The 16,177-nt window shown below is 34.8% G+C and carries 9 protein-coding genes; all 9 read left to right on the top strand.

Annotated elements, in window-relative coordinates; genetic code table 11:
- Nucleotides 1-74: 74 nt before the first annotated feature.
- Nucleotides 75-1,097 (top strand): Holliday junction branch migration DNA helicase RuvB, encoded by a 1,023-nt coding sequence (gene ruvB / locus BM053_RS02635; protein WP_091473687.1) that lies wholly within the window; start codon nt 75-77, stop codon nt 1,095-1,097.
- Nucleotides 1,098-1,178: 81 nt separating this feature from the next.
- Nucleotides 1,179-2,105 carry a tRNA epoxyqueuosine(34) reductase QueG gene (gene queG / locus BM053_RS02630; protein WP_091473685.1) on the top strand — a complete coding sequence of 309 codons (927 nt, stop codon included), beginning with the start codon at nt 1,179-1,181 and terminating at the stop codon, nt 2,103-2,105.
- Between the two features lie 63 nt (nt 2,106-2,168).
- On the top strand, nt 2,169-4,484 hold the full coding sequence (locus BM053_RS02625) for an NADP-dependent malic enzyme (protein ID WP_091473683.1): 2,316 nt from the start codon (nt 2,169-2,171) through the stop codon (nt 4,482-4,484).
- Between the two features lie 72 nt (nt 4,485-4,556).
- The gene (gene ruvA, locus BM053_RS02620) at nt 4,557-5,138 is read left to right on the top strand and encodes a Holliday junction branch migration protein RuvA (protein WP_091473681.1); all 582 of its coding nucleotides are present in this window, start codon (nt 4,557-4,559) and stop codon (nt 5,136-5,138) included.
- Nucleotides 5,139-5,141: 3 nt separating this feature from the next.
- Nucleotides 5,142-12,365, top strand: a complete 7,224-nt coding sequence (gene sov, locus BM053_RS02615) for a T9SS outer membrane translocon Sov/SprA (RefSeq protein ID WP_091473679.1) — start codon at nt 5,142-5,144, stop codon at nt 12,363-12,365.
- A gap of 68 nt (nt 12,366-12,433) precedes the next feature.
- Complete coding sequence (gene gcvH / locus BM053_RS02610; RefSeq protein WP_091473677.1) at nt 12,434-12,814, top strand: glycine cleavage system protein GcvH; 381 nt, start codon at nt 12,434-12,436, stop codon at nt 12,812-12,814.
- Nucleotides 12,786-13,190 (top strand): VanZ family protein, encoded by a 405-nt coding sequence (locus BM053_RS02605; RefSeq protein WP_167357269.1) that lies wholly within the window; start codon nt 12,786-12,788, stop codon nt 13,188-13,190. The genes gcvH and BM053_RS02605 overlap by 29 nt, the downstream gene beginning before the upstream one ends.
- Before the next feature lie 74 nt (nt 13,191-13,264).
- On the top strand, nt 13,265-14,008 hold the full coding sequence (gene deoC / locus BM053_RS02600; RefSeq protein ID WP_091473675.1) for a deoxyribose-phosphate aldolase: 744 nt from the start codon (nt 13,265-13,267) through the stop codon (nt 14,006-14,008).
- A gap of 10 nt (nt 14,009-14,018) precedes the next feature.
- Complete coding sequence (locus BM053_RS02595) at nt 14,019-16,136, top strand: gliding motility protein RemB (protein WP_091473759.1); 2,118 nt, start codon at nt 14,019-14,021, stop codon at nt 16,134-16,136.
- Nucleotides 16,137-16,177 lie beyond the last annotated feature (41 nt).

The raw sequence follows: 16,177 nt of genomic DNA, 5'->3' as shown, positions 1-16,177 counted from the left end.
CATTTTTATTAAATATTGTGAGTTACAAATGAACAAAGCCTCAAATCCACGAATAAACTTTTTATATTTGTAAAATGAATGAAAATTTAGATCCTACCAATCAAAACTACAATCCAGAAGAACTCGATTTAGAAAAAAAATTGAGACCACTCTCGTTTGATGATTTTACAGGACAAGAACAAGTTTTAGAAAATCTAAAAATATTTGTACAAGCAGCAAATCAGCGTGGCGAAGCACTCGATCATACACTTTTTCATGGTCCTCCGGGATTAGGAAAAACCACTTTAGCAAATATTTTGGCAAACGAATTGGGAGTAGGAATCAAAATTACTTCGGGTCCAGTTTTAGACAAGCCGGGGGATTTAGCGGGTTTGTTAACGAATCTTGACGAACGTGATGTTTTGTTTATTGATGAAATACACCGATTAAGTCCTATTGTCGAAGAGTATTTATATTCTGCAATGGAAGATTTCAAAATTGATATTATGATCGAATCTGGGCCAAATGCCCGTTCGGTTCAAATTAATCTGAATCCATTTACATTAGTAGGAGCAACCACACGTTCAGGATTGTTAACCGCGCCAATGCGTGCTCGTTTTGGAATTCAAAGCCGTTTGCAATATTATAACACAGAACTTTTAACGACCATTGTTCAACGAAGTTCATCGATTTTAAAAATGCCCATTACTATGGAAGCCGCTATCGAAATTGCTGGTCGTAGCCGTGGAACGCCACGTATTGCCAATGCAATGTTGCGTCGTGTTCGTGATTTTGCCCAAATAAAAGGAAACGGAAGTATAGATATCGAAATCGCAAAATTTGCTTTAAATGCTTTAAATGTTGATGCTCACGGTTTGGATGAAATGGATAACAAAATTCTAACGACAATTATCGATAAATTCAAAGGTGGACCGGTAGGATTATCCACTTTGGCGACAGCCGTATCCGAAAGCAGCGAAACTATTGAAGAGGTTTATGAACCATTTTTAATCCAAGAAGGATTCATCATGCGAACGCCTCGTGGTCGTGAAGTTACCGAAAAAGCGTACAAACATTTAGGTAAAGTAAAAACGAATATTCAAGGAGGTTTGTTTTAGGGCATTTCCCTTCGGGTCGGGCTTTCCGCTTTATCTTTTTTCGTGCCTCAAAAAGGATATCGCTTCAATCCCTAATGCAAAATGATAAACAACAAATCAAAATATACGCAACTCATAAAAACCGAAGCACAACGCCTCGGTTTTTTGTCTTGCGGTATATCCAAAGCAGGATTTTTAGAAGAAGAAGCGCCACGTTTGGAAAATTGGCTCAACAAGCAAATGCATGGTGAGATGTCCTACATGGAAAATAATTTTGATAAAAGATTAAATCCAACCTTACTCGTCGATGATGCTAAAAGTGTGATTTCATTATTGTTGAATTATTATCCATCGGAAATTCAAAACTCAGACTCTTATAATATCTCAAAATATGCCTACGGACAAGATTATCATTTTGTCATCAAAGAAAAATTAAAAGAATTATTACATTTTATTCAAACAGAAATCGGTGAAGTTTCTGGTCGTGCTTTTGTAGATTCGGCACCAGTTCTCGACAAAGCATGGGCAGCAAAATCAGGATTGGGTTGGATTGGAAAAAACAGCAATTTATTAACCAAACAAGTCGGCTCTTTCTACTTTATTGCTGAACTCATCGTCGATTTAGATTTAGAATATGATTATGCGACGACCGACCACTGCGGAAGCTGTACCGCTTGTATCGATGCTTGTCCTACAGAAGCCATTGTGGCGCCTTATGTTGTAGATGGGAGTAAATGCATTTCTTATTTCACCATCGAACTCAAAGAAAATCTTCCAATAGAAATGAAAGGAAAATTCGATGATTGGGCTTTCGGTTGTGATGTTTGTCAAGATGTTTGCCCTTGGAATAAATTTTCGAAACCACACAACGAACCACTTTTTAATCCAAACCCTGAAATTTTATTATTCACAAATAAAGACTGGGAAGAAATTACTGATGAAACCTTCAAAAAAGTATTCAAAAATTCAGCAGTAAAAAGAACAAAACTGGAAGGATTGAAAAGAAACATAAACTTTCTAAAAGAATAGCAATAAAAATTTCATTGTTCCAATGCATATTTTAACTTTGTAAATTCATAGTAATTTTAAAATATGCCAAAAGATAACAAAAGAAGAGAAGCATTACTATATCACGCTAAACCTACACCAGGAAAAATTCAGGTTGTTCCTACAAAAAAATACGCAACGCAACGTGATCTGTCATTGGCTTATTCGCCAGGGGTGGCAGAACCTTGTCTTGAAATCGCAAAAGACGTTAATAATGTTTATAAATATACAGCTAAAGGAAATCTAGTTGCCGTAATTACCAATGGAACGGCCGTTTTAGGGCTCGGAAATATTGGTCCAGAAGCTTCGAAACCAGTAATGGAAGGAAAAGCTTTATTGTTTAAAATTTTCTCAGATATTGATGTTTTTGATATCGAAGTTGATGCTACAGATATTGATAAGTTTGTAGAAACAGTAAAAGCTATTGCGCCAACATTTGGAGGAATTAATTTAGAAGATATCAAAGCGCCGGAATCTTTCGAGATAGAGAGACGATTGGTCGAAGAACTCAATATTCCGGTCATGCACGATGACCAGCACGGAACGGCTATTATCTCATCAGCAGCTTTGTTAAACGCATTAGAACTTGCCGATAAAAAAATTGAAACAGTTAAATTAGTTGTTTCTGGAGCAGGTTCCGCTGCATTGGCTTGCGCTAATTTATACGTGCTTTTAGGAGTAAATCCAGACAATATTATCATGTTCGACAAAGATGGCGTGCTTTCTTCGGAAAGAACCGATTTGTCTGATTTGCAAAAAAGATATTCTAAAGCAAAACCAAATATCAATTTGCATCAAGCATTAATTGGTGCTGATGTTTTCTTGGGACTTTCTGCAGGAAATATTCTTACGCCAGAAATGTTGTTAGGAATGGCAAACGATCCAATCGTTTTTGCCATGGCAAATCCAACACCAGAAATCGATTATAATCTTGCCATTGCTACTCGTAAAGACATTATCATGGCAACGGGTCGTTCTGATTTTCCTAATCAAGTAAATAACGTTTTAGGATTTCCTTATATTTTTCGTGGCGCACTCGATGTGAGAGCTACAAAAATTAATGAAGCTATGAAAATGGCTGCTGTAAAAGCTTTGGCTTGTCTAGCAAAACAATCGGTTCCGGAGCAAGTAAATATCGCTTACGGAGAAACCAAATTGAATTTTGGTAGAGATTATATTATTCCAAAGCCTTTCGATCCAAGATTAATAACTGAAGTAGCGCCAGCCGTAGCAAAAGCTGCAATGGAAAGCGGTGTTGCCCAAATAGAAATCACCGATTGGGAAAAATACAAAGAAGATTTATTAGAACGATTGGGATCTGATAATAAAATGGTTCGTTTGTTGGCCAATAGAGCTAAAACCGATAAAAAACGAATTATTTTTGCCGAAGCAGATCATCTAGATGTGTTGAAAGCAGCTCAAATTGTACACGAAGAAGGCATAGGAATTCCAATTTTATTAGGAAACAAAGAAATTATTTTAGAGTTAAAAGAAGAAATAGGTTTTGATGCCGAAGTCGCTATTTTTGATCCAAAAACAAAAGAAGAAGACGCCAGAAGATTGCATTTTGCCGAAATATACTGGAAATCTCGTCGTCGCAGAGGAATATCATTATTAGACGCTCAAAAATGGATGCGAGAACGCAACTATTTTGCCGCAATGATGGTCAAGGAAGGCGAAGCAGACGCATTGGTTACAGGTTATTCTCGAAGTTATCCAACCGTAGTAAAACCTATGATGGAACTCATCGGAAAAGCACCTGGAGTTACCCGAATTGCTACTACAAATATGATGATGACCGCTCGTGGGCCTATGTTTTTGTCGGACACAGCGATAAATCCAAATCCAAGTTCTGACGATTTAGCAAAAATTGCTTTAATGACTGCGAAAACGGTAAAGATGTTTGGTATGGAACCAATAATCGCAATGGTTTCTTTTTCAAATTTTGGTTCTTCAAATAACGAAAGCGCAGCAAAAGTCCGTGAAGCAGTTTCGTATCTTCATAACGAATATCCAGATTTGATTGTTGATGGTGAGATCCAGACAGATTTTGCCTTAAATCCAGATATGCTAAAAAGTAAATTTCCGTTTTCTAAATTAGTGGGACACAAAGTAAATACACTTATTTTTCCAAATTTAGAATCGGCAAACATTACCTATAAAATGCTAAAAGAATTGTACAAAGTAGATTCAATAGGACCTATAATGTTAGGAATGGACAAACCAGTTCACATTTTTCAATTAGGCGCAAGCGTAGAAGAAATGGTAAATATGGCTGCTGTTGCCGCTGTTGATGCACAAGAAAAAGAGAAGAAATTGAAATCTAACAAGAAAAATGAAAATAATAGTTTAATCGAATAATCAAGTAGTTGGTCTGAAAAGTTAATTAAAATTCGAGAAAATTAGTATATTTGAAGGTTTACGATTTTATTTATGATAGCACACATTCAAGGGAAATTAGTCGAAAAATCACCAACCGAAGTTGTAATAGACTGTAACGGTGTTGGTTATATTGTAAATATTTCGCTACACACTTATGGATTATTGCCTGCGACAGATTTCATCAAACTTTTTACCCACCTAATAATAAAGGAAGACAGTCATTCGTTATACGGTTTTGTCGAAAAATCTGAAAAAGAAATTTTTAAATTACTCATTTCGGTTTCGGGAATAGGAGCTAATATTGCACGTACAATGTTATCATCAATCGAGCCAAAACAAATTATCAATGCCATTGGTTCTGGCGATGTAGGAACGATTCAATCGATTAAAGGAATTGGCGCAAAAACTGCCCAACGAACCATTCTCGATTTGAAAGAAAAAGTGTTAAAACTGTATGATTTAGACGAAGTTTCTATGTCACAAAACAATACAAATAAAGATGAAGCGTTATCTGCATTAGAAGTATTAGGATTTGTCAGAAAATCGGCAGAAAAAGTTGTCGAAAAAATCGTCGCAACAATGCCAGATGCAACTGTAGAAACTATTATCAAACAAGCCTTAAAAAATTTATAATCGTTGAAACAATTTAGTTCATATTATTCGGGTTTATTCATTAAAAACAGTATTTTTCTACTGCTTTTTTTCGTTTCAATTACTGTTAATGCGCAAATAACTCCAGAAGTTCAAGATACCGTAAAAGGATATAATACAGGAAGTTTGCAACTCCAAAATCCGAATAGTATTCTAGAAGCTTACACTTACGATCCAATTACCGATAGGTATATTTATACCAAAACATTTGAAGGATTTAACATAAATTATCCGATTGTTTTAACACCAAAAGAATATCAAGAATTAATCTCGAGAGAAGCCATGCGAGATTATTTTCAAAAAAAATCTGATGCAATTGATGGTAAAAAGGCAGCAAGTAAAGATGCTCAAAAAGATTTATTACCAAGATATTATATAAAATCAGGATTGTTCGAATCTATTTTTGGAAGTAATACCATCGATGTAAAACCAACTGGAACTGTCGAAATCGATTTAGGAATGCGTTATTCTAAACAAGATAATCCGTCATTTTCGCCAAGAAACAGAAAAAGTACCACGTTCGATTTCGACCAACGAATTAGTTTAAGCTTATTAGGGAAAATAGGAACAAGATTAAAAGTAAATGCAAATTATGATACCGAATCTACTTTTGCCTTTCAAAATTTAATAAAATTAGAATACACGCCAACGGAAGATGATATTCTTCAAAAAATAGAAGTTGGTAACGTAAGTATGCCACTAAACAGTACGTTAATTCGTGGTGCACAAAGTTTATTTGGTGTAAAAGCACAGTTTCAATTCGGAAAAACAACTGTTACAGGTATTTTTTCTGAACAAAAATCTCAAACAAAAACTGTTGTTTCTGAAGGAGGCGGAGCAATCTCAGAATTTAATCTTTTTGGATTAGATTATGATGCCGACAGACACTTTTTCTTATCACAATATTTTAGAAGCAAATATGATGATGCATTAAAAAATTATCCAGTTATCGATTCGAGAGTGCAAATTACCCGAATGGAAGTCTGGATTACCAACAGGCAAAATCGAGTAAATACATCGTCTGACGGGAATAATTTAAGAAATGTTGTTGCCTTACAAGATTTAGGAGAAGCTAGACTTACAGGATTTACAGATGCTCAGATTGTTGGAATAACACCGCCAGTCACATTTTTTAACGCCACACCAGACACACCATCAAATAATGCAAATAATAATTTCGACCCCTCAAAAATAGGCATTGGAAATAGTAATTTAAACTCATTAATTAGAGAAATTGCAACCGCTGGTCAGGGTTTTAATGGTGTTTCGCCATCGCCATCTGAAGGAACAGACTATGCTAAATTAGAAAATGCAAGAAAATTAACACCCAACGAATATACGTTCAATACACAATTGGGTTATGTGTCGTTAAACCAAAGATTGTCTAACGATGAGGTTCTTGCCGTGGCGTACCAATATACGATTGGCGACAAAGTATATCAAGTAGGGGAATTTGGAACCGATGGTGTAGATGCAACAAATGTAAGCGGAACAGGAGTTCCTACCACGAAAAGTTTGATTCTTAAAATGCTAAAAGGAAATTTAGCCAGTGTAACCAAACCAGCTTGGAACTTGATGATGAAAAATATTTATCAAATACCAGGGGCATATCAGTTAGATGCGAAAGATTTTAAATTCAATATCTTATATTCTGATCCATCACCGTTAAATTATATTTCTGAAGTAGCCGGAAATCCTTTTCCCGCAAATCCATTACCGGAAAATGAGGTTACAAGAACGCCTTTGTTAAGGGTTTTTAATATGGATAGATTAGATTATAATAACGATCCTCAGAAAAAAGGAGATGGTTTTTTCGATTTTGTATCTGGTCTAACGGTCGATGCTCAAAACGGTCGAATCATTTTTACAACCAAAGAACCATTTGGAGAACTTCTTTTTGATAAATTAAAAAATCCAGCTTCTTTAGAAGACTATACAGATGTAAATACTTATAATGCCAATCAAAAAAAGTATGTTTTCTCAAGTTTGTATCGCAAAACGCAAACACAAGCTTTGCAAGAAAGTGATAAAAACAAATTCCAGCTTAAAGGAAAATACAAATCTAGTGGTGGGGAAGGAATTTCTCTTGGTGCTGCAAATGTGCCTCGTGGTTCTGTAGTAGTTACTGCTGGCGGAAGAGTCTTACAAGAAGGAGTCGATTATAGTGTTAATTATCAGGCGGGACGTGTGCAAATTCTCGACCCATCATTACAGGCTTCAGGAACGCCTATCAGTGTTTCGGTCGAAAATAATGCAGTTTTTGGTCAGCAAACCCGAAGATTTATGGGGATTAATGTAGAACATAAATTTTCTGATAAGTTTCAAATTGGTGCCACATATTTAAAAATGACCGAAAGGCCATTCACCCAAAAAACAAATTATGGTCAAGAATCTATAAACAATACTATTTTTGGAGCTAACGGGAATTTTTCAACCGAAATTCCGTTTTTTACCAGATTAGTTAATAAATTACCTAATTTAGATACCGATGTTCCTTCTAATTTATCCTTCAGAGGAGAGGTTGCTTTCCTAAAACCAGGAACACCAAAAACAGATCAGTTTGAAGGAGAAGCAACCGTATATGTTGATGATTTTGAAGGTTCGCAATCTACAATAGACATGAAGTCGCCTTTTGCTTGGAGTTTGTCCAGTTCGCCAGTAGGATTTGGTGGAGAAATACCAGAAAATAATTTGACATACAATGACAAGAGAGCAAGAATGTCCTGGTATTCTATCGATCCTACTTTTTATACAGGAGAGCGACCAGCAGGATTAGATGATAATGATATTTCTAGAAATAATACCAGAAGAATTTATAGTACAGAATTGTATCCAAATACCGATATTGCAGTTGGAGAAACCACCGTCGTTTCTACATTAGATATGACTTATTATCCTGCCGAACGTGGACCATACAACTTTAATGCATCAGCAACAGGAAATACTTTGCCAACACCACAAGATAACTTTGGGGGAATTATGCGTTCTATTTCTTCAACAAATTTCGAACAAGCAAATGTAGAGTACATTCAGTTTTGGATGCTAGATCCTTATTTTGGTACAGCAAGCGATACAAATCCTGCTAATGTGGGAAAACTAACGTTTAATTTAGGTGAAATCTCTGAAGACGTTCTTAAAGATGGACGAAAATTATACGAAAACGGATTGCCAGCCGGCGGAGCTAACCCAAATGTAATCGATACAAATTGGGGTAAAGTTCCAGCATCACAATCATTAATTTATGCTTTCGATACAAACGAAGCCAATAGAGCACAACAAGATGTAGGTCTTAACGGATTGTCAGATGCCGAAGAAAATGCAAAATATCCAACTTTTGCAGGGCCAGATCCAGCACAAGACAATTACCAATATTTCCTAAGTGCTTCGGGTTCTATTACCGATAGATATAAAAGTTATAACGGATTAGAAGGCAATTCGCCAGTAAATGTTTCGGATACCAATAGAGGTTCTACCACCGCGCCCGACGTAGAAGATATTAACAGAGATAATACCATGAATACGATTGATGCGTATTATAAATTTTCGGTAGATATTAAACCAAATATTCAAGTTGGAGATACTTATGTTGTTGATGAAAGAGTAACACAAGTTGCACTTCCAAACGGAAACACTACAGAAGCAAGATGGATACAATTTAAAATTCCTATTCTAGAAGCAACGGCAGCAAATATTGAAGGCGGTATTTCAGATTTTAGATCGATACGTTTTATGCGTATGTTTATGTCAGAATTTGCGGATAATGTTACTGTTCGTTTGGGTGCCTTAGATTTAGTTCGTGGCGAATGGAGAAGATATAATAATACACTTCAAGCTTCTGATATTGATCTCGCAGACGACCCAACAGGTTTCGATGTGACGGCTGTAAATATCGAAGAAAATAGTAGCAGATTGCCTATAAGATATGTTTCACCTCCAGCAGTAGAGCGTGAAGAATTATACAATAACAATTCAGTACTCAAACAAAATGAGCAATCACTTTCGTTAAAAGTTTATAACAAAGCATCTGCACAAACACTAAGCGACGGATTAGAAGCAGAAGATTCTAGAGCAGTTTTCAAAAATGTCGATGTAGATATGCGTCAGTACAAAAAACTAAAAATGTTCTTACACGCAGAATCTTTACCCGGAAATTCTGCCGATTTAAAAGACAATGACATGGTGGCTTTTATTCGTTTTGGAAACGATTTTACAAATAATTTCTATCAAATAGAAATGCCTCTAAAAGTAACACAACACGGAAGTTCATCACCAACGGATATTTGGCCAGCGATTAATGAAATAGACATACAAACTGCTTTGTTAACCCAACTTAAAATTTTAAAAATAAACGGGGGTGTTAATTCGCCACCAGATCCTAACGGAATTTTTTATCAAGATGTAGTTGGTGATGGACTTGTAAATCCTTCTTTGGTAGAAGATAAAATGCGAATAGGTATCAAAGGAAATCCAAACTTTGGTTATGTAAGAACATTAATGATGGGTATCAAAAACCCAAGTACAACCGATTATGCACGTGGTGAAGTTTGGTTTAACGAACTTCGTCTTGCCGATGTAGATAACAAAGGAGGTATGGCCGCTATTGCAAGTCTAGATACCAATTTTGCCGATTTTATGACGCTTTCTGCAACAGGAAGAATGAATACGATAGGTTTTGGCTCGCTAGAACAAAGTCCGAATGAGCGTAGTCGCGAAGATACCAAGCAGTATGATATTGTTACAAACATAAATTTAGGTAAATTGTTGCCTAAAAAATGGGGTATAAACTTACCATTTAATTATGGTATTGGCGAAGAAATAATTACGCCAGAATATGACCCTTTTAACCAAGATATTAAGCTAAAACAACTGCTAGATGTAACCACTGATGCTGAAGACAAAGCAGAATACAAAAACAGAGCAATTGATTTTACAAAAAGAAAAAGCATCAACTTTATTGGGGTAAGAAAAGACCGTGGAGCCGAACAAAAACAGCACGTTTATGATCCAGAAAACTTAACTGTTTCCTATTCGTTTAACGAAATCGAACACCATGATTTTGAAATAGAAGGATTGTTAGACCAACAAGTAAGAACCTCTGCCGATTATGCGTATACGTTTCAACCAAAAGCAGTAGAGCCATTCAAAAATAAAAAATTCGTAAAGAAAAGCACTTATTGGAAAATGCTAAGCGATTTTAATTTTAATTATTTACCAACAAGTATCAACTTTAGTTCTACTATTTTACGACAATATAATAAGCAACAATACCGACAAATTGAGGTGCAAGGAATCGAACTTTCGCCATTGTACAAACGTAATAATATGTTCAATTATAATTATGGATTCAATTATAATTTGACTAAAAGTTTGCGAGTTAATTATACGGCAACGACAGCAAATTTGGTTAGAAATTATTTAGATGCAAATAATGATCCTATCGATAGTTTTACCATTTGGGACGATTATTGGAATATTGGAGAACCAAACCAACATTCGCAACAGCTAACAGCTAATTACGAATTGCCTATAAATAAAATTCCAGCTTTAGCATTTATAAAATCTGATTATACTTATACCGGAGATTATTCTTGGCAAAGAGCAACATTGGCATTACAATCATTTCAGGCGAGTGATGGTAATACTTACGATTTAGGAAATACAATCCAAAATGCAAGTTCACACAAACTGAATACAGCGTTCAATATGGATACATTTTATAAATATATTGGATTTACAAAAAGAGGTGATAAAAAGAAAGCTTCAAAAGCAATAGCTCCACCACCAGCTACTCCGAAACCAGGAGAAAAAGTAGTAGCAAAACCAAAGGTTAAAGAAATAAAACCTAATGTTTTTGTAGATGGATTAATAGGATTGGCTACAAGTATCAAAAATATTCAGATAAATTATAGTGAAACCAGCGGAACAATGCTGCCAGGTTATTTACCATCGGTAGGATTCTTGGGTTCATCTAGACCAACATTAGGATTCGTATTCGGGATGCAAGATGATGTGCGTTTCGAAGCAGCTAAAAACGGATGGTTAACAAATTATGGTGAGTTCAACCAGAATTTTACACAAGTAAAAAGCAAGCAAATCACTGCAAATGCAAATATCGAATTGTTTCCAGATTTAAAAATAGATTTAATTGCCGACAGAACTCATGCCGATAATTTCTCAGAACAGTTTGATGCAGTTGGTGGTGTTTACAACTCACATTCGCCATATAATTCTGGAAATTTCTCAATCTCGACTGTTCTAATAAAAACGGCATTTTCCGCAAGTGACGAAATAACATCGTCAGCATTTGATAATTTCAGAGAAAACCGACTTGTAGTAGCTGATAGATTGGCTACGATTTCTTACGGAACTCCAGATTTTCCTAGGGTTACAGATGTTAATAATCCAAATTATGGTTATCCAGTAGGTTTCGGAAAAAATAATCAGGCCGTTTTATTACCATCATTCTTGGCAGCTTATTCAGGAAGTGATGCTTCTGGAGTGTCGTTGGGAGCGTTCAAAAACATTCCAATTCCTAACTGGACTGTAAAATATACGGGTCTTATGAGATATAAATTTTTTAAAGACAAGTTCAAAAGATTCTCATTGCAACACGCATACAAAGCAGCTTATACAATAAATTCGTACCGTTCTAATTTCAAATATACAGATCCCGCATCTACCGATACTGGAGGGAATTTTGAAAACAAAAATATTATTGGTAACGTAAATCTATCAGAACAATTTAGTCCATTGGTTAGATTGGATTTCGAAATGAAAAGTTCTATAAAAATTCTTGCCGAAATGAAAAAAGACCGAACCATGTCGTTAAGTTTCGATAATAATTTGCTAACCGAACTAAAAGGTGTCGAGTATGTTGTTGGACTAGGATATCGTATAAAGGATGTAAGGATAAAATCACGATTGGCAGACAATCCGACGGGAGAAATAAAAAGTGATGTAAATATAAGAGGAGATGTGGCTTTTAGAAACAACAAAACAATAGTTAGAAATTTAGATTACAATAACAACCAATTAGCAGGCGGACAAAACATTGTTTCGGCTAAGCTAACTGCCGATTATTCTTTTAGCAAAAATCTAACAACACTTTTCTTTTTCGATTATTCGTTCTCGAAAGCGGTTATTTCGACTTCATTTCCATTAACAACAATTCGTGCCGGATTTACAATTAGATATAACTTTGGAAATTAATTATTAAAAAAATAAGATTATTACAGTAATAATTTTACTTTTGTTTCAAATTAAAATTAAACAACAAAATGAACATACCAGCTAACTTAAAGTACACAAAAGACCACGAATGGATAAGCATTGATGGAGACATCGCTACGGTAGGAATTACCGATTTTGCTCAAAAAGAATTAGGAGATATCGTATATGTTGAAGTAGAAACATTAGATCAAACTTTAGCACAAGACGAAGTTTTTGGAACAGTGGAAGCTGTAAAAACAGTATCGGATTTATTCTTACCACTTTCTGGCGAAATTATCGAATTTAACGAAGAACTTGAAGTAACTCCAGAAGTTGTAAATGCAGATCCTTATGGAAAAGCTTGGATGATTAAGGTGAAAATTTCAAATCCATCTGAAATCGAAAACCTACTTTCTAGTGATGACTATAAAAAACTTATTGGCGCCTAATAAAAACGCTATTTGGATTGCTCTTCTTTGGACGTTTTTGATACTTTATCTGAGTTTAAAAACTACGGTAAATGCTCCAAAATTTAATTTTCCAAATGCAGATAAAGTAGTTCATTTTACTTTCTATTTTGGTTTTGTTATTTTGTGGTATCGCTATTTAGTATTTAAAAATAGTGTGTTGTTGAATAATAAAATCGTTTTAGTACTCATTTCGATAGGGTTAGGAATAGCCATCGAGTTTGCCCAAAAAAGTATAACAACAACTCGACAAGCAGATTTTTGGGACGTTGTTGCTAACAGTACAGGAACTTTAGTAGGGATTTTTGTAGCAACAAAATTCTTTAAAGAAAATAAAAACATCGGAAGTATTCGATAAATAAATATTATAAGAAAAACATCCCATTTCGGTGGGATTTTTCTATTTTTATACTTTAATCTGTCATTCATATTATGAATATTAAGCAATATCTAGATTCTACTTACCTAAAAACAGCATTGCAAGCCAATTTGTCTGAAATTGAAAACACAAAAGTGGTCGAAAATTTCATTCATGAAGCCATTAGCGAGGAATTTAAGTTGGTTATGATTCGTCCTGATAAAGTACAATTGGCTAAAAAAATGATAGAAAAAGCCAATTCGAAAGTGTTAATAGGAACAGTTATCGATTTTCCTGAAGGAAATTCTAGTTTAGACAAAAAACTGGAAGAAGCACAGGAAGCGATAAACAATCACGCAGATGAACTTGATTATGTAATAAACTATGAAGCCTTCAAAAGAGGAGAAACAACATTAATAAAACAAGAAATTATTGCTTGCACACAATTGGGATTGTCGCATAAAAAAGCAGTCAAATTTATTATCGAAGTGGCGGCGCTTACAAACCATCAGATTATTCAGGTTTCGGCATTGATAAAAAATACAATTATTGCCAATTTCAAAGAAGAGAATTTTGTGCATATATTTGTAAAATCATCGACAGGTTTTTATAAAACAGAAGATAATTTGCCAAACGGAGCTACAATTCCTACCATTATTTTAATGTTGGAAAACTCAAATCCGCTTCCTGTAAAAGCAGCTGGTGGTGTAAGAACGCTAGAGGAGGCTTTGGCAATGATTAGATTGGGTGTGAAAAGAATAGGAACATCGGCAGCAAAAACCATTGCAGACGGAAATGTTTCTACAGGAAATTATTAAAAAATATACAATGAAAAAATACCTTTTACTAATTATAGTTTTTTTCTTCGTGCAAAATTCATTTTCGCAAGTGAGTAATCAAGAAAAATTCCCAGTTTTTCCGGCTTGTGAAAACACAATGAATCAAGAATTAGAAACTTGTTTTAACAATCAATTACAAGATTTTGTTTATAATAATTTTCAATTGCCAGAAGTTGTAAAGCAAGATAATTTCAAGGGAAAAATCATCACATTGTTTGAAGTAGATAGCACAGGAACATTCAAAGTATTGTACGCAGATGCAATGTACTCGGAGCTAATAACCGAAACAAAAAGGGTTTTTTCGGCTTTTCCAAAAATTACGCCACCAACTTATAACGGAAAACCAACCTATGCAAAATATACATTTACAATAGCCATTCCGTTGCAAAGTGCTGCCGAAATTGCTGCCGAAAAATTATTACTAGAAAATAAAATTGCAAATTCACCTTCGGTTTTAGCAAATAAAGAAAATCCAGAATTCGAATCTGTAAAATTAAATTATAAAGAATTTAAGAATCCACAATTCAAAAGTCATCTTAATATTCCTTTCTCACATAATTTATACACCAATTTTGATGGTGAGATGAACCAAGTTGGTACTAATAATCATACGGCATCAAAACCATATACTTACTCCGAAGTTGCAAAATATCATAATTTTGATGCGGCTTATGATGCAATCAAAATTAAGAAAGAAGGTTGGTGGGGACGAAAATTGTTTAACGAAAACTTAGTTGCCATACAAGGAGAAGATTATTGGTTTGCACTAAATCCTATTTTCGATTTACGAATGGGAAAAAGTAATCCAAGCACCGAAGATTATACTTATGTAAATACGCGTGGTTTGCAAATACAAGGAGGATTGGGCGAACAATTAGACTTTACCACAACCATTTACGAAAGTCAAGGTGTTTTTGCTGATTATTATAATAGATACGCAAATTCTATTCAGCCATCAGGCGGAAATCCAGCAATAATTCCAGGAATTGGTATTGCAAAAGATTTTAAAACTACAAAATACGATTTCCCTTCTGCCGATGCAAATATTACTTACACGCCAAGCAAACACCTTAACTTGCAGTTGGGTTACAGCCGAAATTTTATAGGAGATGGTTATCGTTCTTTGTTGGAAGGCGATGGTGCGAGTCCGTATCCGTTTGTTAAAATAAACACCACATTCTGGAAAATAAAATACACCAATACGTATATGTGGCTCAAAGATGTTCGCAAAGACGTAACTTTAGATAGAACGTATGCTACAAAATATATGGCAAACCATTATTTGAGTTGGAATGCTTCAAAGAGGTTGAATATTGGTTTTTTCGAATCGGTAATTTGGACAAATGACAACAATCGTGGTTTTGATCTTAATTTTGTAAACCCAATTATTTTTTATCGTTCGGTCGAATTTTCTTCATCAGCAAGAAGCGGAAACGCAGTTTTAGGAATTACTTCAAAATACAAATGGAATAATAATATTAATTTATACGGACAATTCTTGCTCGACGAATTCTCACTTGGTGATATGAAATCTGGCGAGAAAAGTTGGAAAAACAAATACGGTTACCAATTGGGAGCCAAATATTTTAATGCTTTTGGGATGAAAAATCTATACCTGCAAGCAGAATATAATCATGTGCGCCCTTATGTTTACGGACATAGCAACGCAATTACAAATTACGGTCACAACAACCAAAGCATGGGTCACAATTGGGGTTCTAACTTTAAAGAGCTAACAGGAATTGCGCGTTTTCATAAAAACAGATTGTTTGCCGATGCAAAAATAAGCATGGGAGTTCGTGGTTTCGATTTTGATACAGCAACCGATGCAAAAAACTATGGTTCTAATATTTACAAAGACTACGACGATTCAAGAGCTTATGAAAAAGGTGTTGCAATAGGACAAGGGAATAAAACCAATGTTTTTATTGCGGATATTCAGGCGGGATATTTACTAAACCCGAGTACAAATCTGAAACTTTTTGGAAATTTAATTTACAGAGATTTTTCGCCACAAGAAAATACTACTGCAATATTCAAAGAAAGCACTACTTGGTTTTCGATAGGATTGCGTGCCGATGTGTTTAACTGGTATTTAGATTATTAAAAAAGTGTTCAAAGTATAGTAATAAAAAAAGCTCCTAAACG

It is taken from the genome of Flavobacterium swingsii, assembly GCF_900111965.1.
Lineage (GTDB): Bacteria > Bacteroidota > Bacteroidia > Flavobacteriales > Flavobacteriaceae > Flavobacterium > Flavobacterium swingsii.
Note: the sequence above shows the minus strand (reverse complement) of the source record. Positions and strands in the feature narration are given on the sequence as shown.

Coding starts and splice junctions, on each gene's coding strand:
- deoC (WP_091473675.1), top strand. CDS start 13,265: ATGAATATTAAGCAATATCTAGATTCTACTTACCTAAAAACAGCATTG.
- queG (WP_091473685.1), top strand. CDS start 1,179: ATGATAAACAACAAATCAAAATATACGCAACTCATAAAAACCGAAGCA.
- ruvB (WP_091473687.1), top strand. CDS start 75: ATGAATGAAAATTTAGATCCTACCAATCAAAACTACAATCCAGAAGAA.
- BM053_RS02595 (WP_091473759.1), top strand. CDS start 14,019: ATGAAAAAATACCTTTTACTAATTATAGTTTTTTTCTTCGTGCAAAAT.
- BM053_RS02625 (WP_091473683.1), top strand. CDS start 2,169: ATGCCAAAAGATAACAAAAGAAGAGAAGCATTACTATATCACGCTAAA.
- BM053_RS02605 (WP_167357269.1), top strand. CDS start 12,786: ATGACTATAAAAAACTTATTGGCGCCTAATAAAAACGCTATTTGGATT.
- ruvA (WP_091473681.1), top strand. CDS start 4,557: ATGATAGCACACATTCAAGGGAAATTAGTCGAAAAATCACCAACCGAA.
- gcvH (WP_091473677.1), top strand. CDS start 12,434: ATGAACATACCAGCTAACTTAAAGTACACAAAAGACCACGAATGGATA.